Here is a 3,383-nt window from a genome sequence, read left to right as displayed (position 1 = left end):
CTGGGCGTGGTGCTGGTGGAGATCAGCGATGGTCGCGCACACTTGAGACTGCCGTTCGCCGAGGCCAACACCACCATCGGACCGATGGTCCACGGCGGAGCCATCGGCGCCTGCGTCGATCTCGGGATCATGGCGGCCGCCTGGTCCGGCGACACCGCCTACGAATCGTTGCGCGGAGTCACGGTGTCGATGTCGATCAACTTCCTGGCCCCCGCGATGGGCGAGGACATCGAGATCATCGGCACGCGCGACAGGCAGGGCAAACGTCTCAACCACTGTTCGGTCGAGATCCGGACGCGCCAGTCCGACCAACTCGTGGCGACCGGAAGCGGCGTCTATCAGGTGGGCTGATCAGTCGACGAGGATGTCGCGGACCACGCCGTCGGCCAGCAGCCGGCCGGCGTCGGTCAGCACGTACGACTGCCCGTCGCACTCCAGCAGTCCGCGGACCACCGCGGCGTCGGCGCGCTCGCGCTCGTCCGAACTCAACTCCTCGACGTCGATCCCGGACCGCATCCGGATCTGCAGCATCACCGCTTCGGTGTGCCGGTCGGCGTCACTGAGCATCTCCTGGCCGCCGATCGGCAGCGCGCCGCCCGCCAACGACGCCGAATAGGTGGCCGGATGCTTCTGGTTCCACCAGCGCACCCCGTTGACGTGTGAGTGCGCCCCCGGACCGATGCCCCACCAGTCGTCGCTGCGCCAGTACGCCTCGTTGTGTCGACACACCGATTCCGGCTCGGGCAGTCCGTCCGCGCCGGCGCGCGCCCAGTTGGAGACCTCGTACCAGGTCATCCCGGCATCGGACAGGCGCGCGTCGATCATCTCGTAACGGGCGGCGAGGACGTCGTCGTCGGGCATCGGAACCTCGCCTCGCCGCACCTTGCGGGCGAACGCGGTGCCGTCCTCCACGATCAACGCGTAGGCCGAGACGTGGTCGATCGGCACCGACAGCACGGCGTCCAGCGAGGCCGCGAGGTCTTCGTCGCGCTCACCGGGCGTGCCATAGATGAGGTCCAAGTTCACGTGATCGAACCCGGCGGCCGCGGCCTCGCGGGCGGCGTCCAGCGCGCGGCCCGGGGTGTGCGTGCGTTCGAGCACCTTGAGGACGTGGCTGGCGGCCGACTGCATGCCGAGCGAGATCCGGGTGAAGCCGGCGTCGCGGAGCGTGGCGAAGAACTCCGGCGAGGTGGACTCGGGGTTCGATTCGGTGGTCACCTCGGCACCGGGCGCCAGGGTGAACGACTGCCGAACCGCGCCCAGCAACTCCGACAATCCGTCGCCGCCGAGCAGCGACGGGGTCCCGCCGCCGACAAAGATCGTCGAGACCTCGCGACCGGACGCCAGCAGCGACGCCGCGCGATCGAGTTCGGCGCGAACCCCTTCCATCCAGCTCGCCGGCGACGACGAGGACCCCAGTTCCCCCGCGGTGTAGGTGTTGAAATCGCAATAGCCGCAACGGGTCGCGCAGAAGGGTACGTGGAGGTACAGGCTCAGCGGGCGGCTCGCGTCGGCACCGGCCAGGGCCGCCAGAGCGTCGTCGGACAGCGCTTCCGGGGCACGTCGATCATTCACTCATCCATCATGACGCACCGTCTGTCAAGAGTATTAATCTCAGCGTGAGAAAAAATAACTGCAAGTAGACCGGTACGGATCCCCGTGGCACTATGGTTCCCGTGACTTACCCAGGAGTGTGGCTCGCCGAACGGCGGCACATTGATCTCAAGCGCGTCTGCAGCGCATTCTGTCGGCTCTGACCGACGACTCGGCCTTCGAGAGGTCCTGATCCCGCGTTGTTAGCGGGAAGCCATGGATGCCGATTCTCTTCTCTTCACCCCTGGATTCAGCCCAACGTGATGCCGCGCTGCCCCGTGGCCTCCTCAGGAGTTCTTGATGACGATCACCATTCCGTCGACCCCCGACACGGACGCACCGGTCGAGGCCCCCCGGAAGCGTCCGCGCCCCAAGAAGACGCGCGCCGAAGGCCAGTGGGCCCTCGGCTACCGCACCCCCCTCAACGCGAACGAGCAGTCCAAGCGCGACGACAATCCGCTCAACGTGCGTCAGCGCATCATCGACACCTACCAGCACGTCGGTTTCGACGGTATCGACAAGGCCGATCTCCGCGGTCGGTTCCGCTGGATGGGCCTCTACACCCAGCGCGCCGAGGGGTTCGACGGAACCTACTCCGGCGACGCGAACGTCGATCTCATCGAGGCGCCGTACTTCATGATGCGAGTCCGCACCGACGGTGGGCAGCTCAACCTCGCCCAGGTGCGTGCGCTCGCGTCGATCTCCCGGGACTTCGCTCGCGGCACCGCCGACGTGACCGATCGCCAGAACCTGCAGTACCACTGGATCGAGATCGAGAACGTCCCGGAGATCTGGCGTCGCCTGGAGGAAGTCGGCCTGGAGACCACCGAGGCCTGCGGCGACTGCCCGCGCGGCATGCTCGGCTCCCCGCTGGCAGGTCTCTCGACCGACGAGGTCCTCGACGCCAGCCCGGCGCTCGCCGAGATCAAGCGGCGCTACATCGGCAACCCCGAGTACTCCAACCTGCCGCGCAAGTTCAAGACCGCGGTCTCCGGCCTGCAGGACGTGGTCCACGAGATCAACGACGTCTCGTTCGTCGGCGTCGACCACCCCGAGCACGGCCCCGGCCTGGACCTGTGGGTCGGCGGCGGCCTGTCGACCAACCCGATGCTCGCGCAGCGACTCGGCGCGTGGATCCCGCTCGACGAGGTCCCGGACGTGTGGGAAGGCGTGGTCGCGATCTTCCGCGACTACGGCTACCGCCGCCTGCGCTCCAAGGCACGGCTGAAGTTCCTGCTGAAGGACTGGGGTCCGGAGAAGTTCCGCCAGGTCCTGGAGGACGAGTACCTGCACCGCAAGTTGATCGACGGCCCGGCACCGACCCCGCCGAAGCAGCCGATCGACCACGTCGGCGTCACCAAGCAGAAGGACGGCCAGTACGCGGTCGGCTTCTCGGCCGTCTCCGGCCGGCTGTCGGACGACGTGCTCTACGCGATCGCCGACGCCGCGGAGAAGGCAGGCAGCGACCGCGTCGCCTTCACCCCGTACCAGAAGCTGGTCGTGGTGAACGTGCCCGAGGACAAGATCGGTCAGCTCGACGCCGACCTGACGGCCGTCGGCCTGCAGTCGAAGCCGTCGGTGTGGCGTCGCAACCTGATCGCCTGCACCGGCCTCGAGTACTGCAAGCTCTCGTTCACCGAGACCCGCAGTCGCTCGCAGAGCCTGGTGCCGCAGCTCGAAGAGCGGCTCGCCGAGCTCAATCAGGACCTCGACGTGCCGATCACCATCAACTTCAACGGCTGCCCCAACTCCTGCGCCCGCGTGCAGGTGGCCGACATCGGCCTCAAGGG

At 67.6% G+C, this 3,383-nt stretch carries 3 protein-coding genes; 2 read left to right on the top strand and 1 reads right to left on the bottom strand.

From position 1 onward, the window contains the following. Positions 1-351, top strand: a 351-nt coding sequence (locus tag GX543_RS01085; RefSeq protein ID WP_290849238.1) for a PaaI family thioesterase, incomplete at its 5' end; no start/stop codon positions are given. Here GX543_RS01085 and hemW read toward each other — a convergent pair. Further along, positions 352-1,548, bottom strand: a complete 1,197-nt coding sequence (gene hemW, locus GX543_RS01080) for a radical SAM family heme chaperone HemW (RefSeq protein WP_290849240.1) — start codon at positions 1,546-1,548, stop codon at positions 352-354. 345 nt (positions 1,549-1,893) lie between these two features. On the opposite strand from hemW, the gene GX543_RS01075 reads away from it, so the two are divergent. Further along, positions 1,894-3,383 (top strand): nitrite/sulfite reductase (locus tag GX543_RS01075; RefSeq protein ID WP_290849236.1); only part of this gene is annotated, 1,490 nt, incomplete at its 3' end.

Source organism: Gordonia sp. (in: high G+C Gram-positive bacteria), assembly GCF_012515855.1.
GTDB lineage: Bacteria > Actinomycetota > Actinomycetes > Mycobacteriales > Mycobacteriaceae > Gordonia.
The sequence above is the reverse complement of the archived record's forward strand: the minus strand, read 5'-3'. Positions and strand labels throughout refer to the sequence as shown.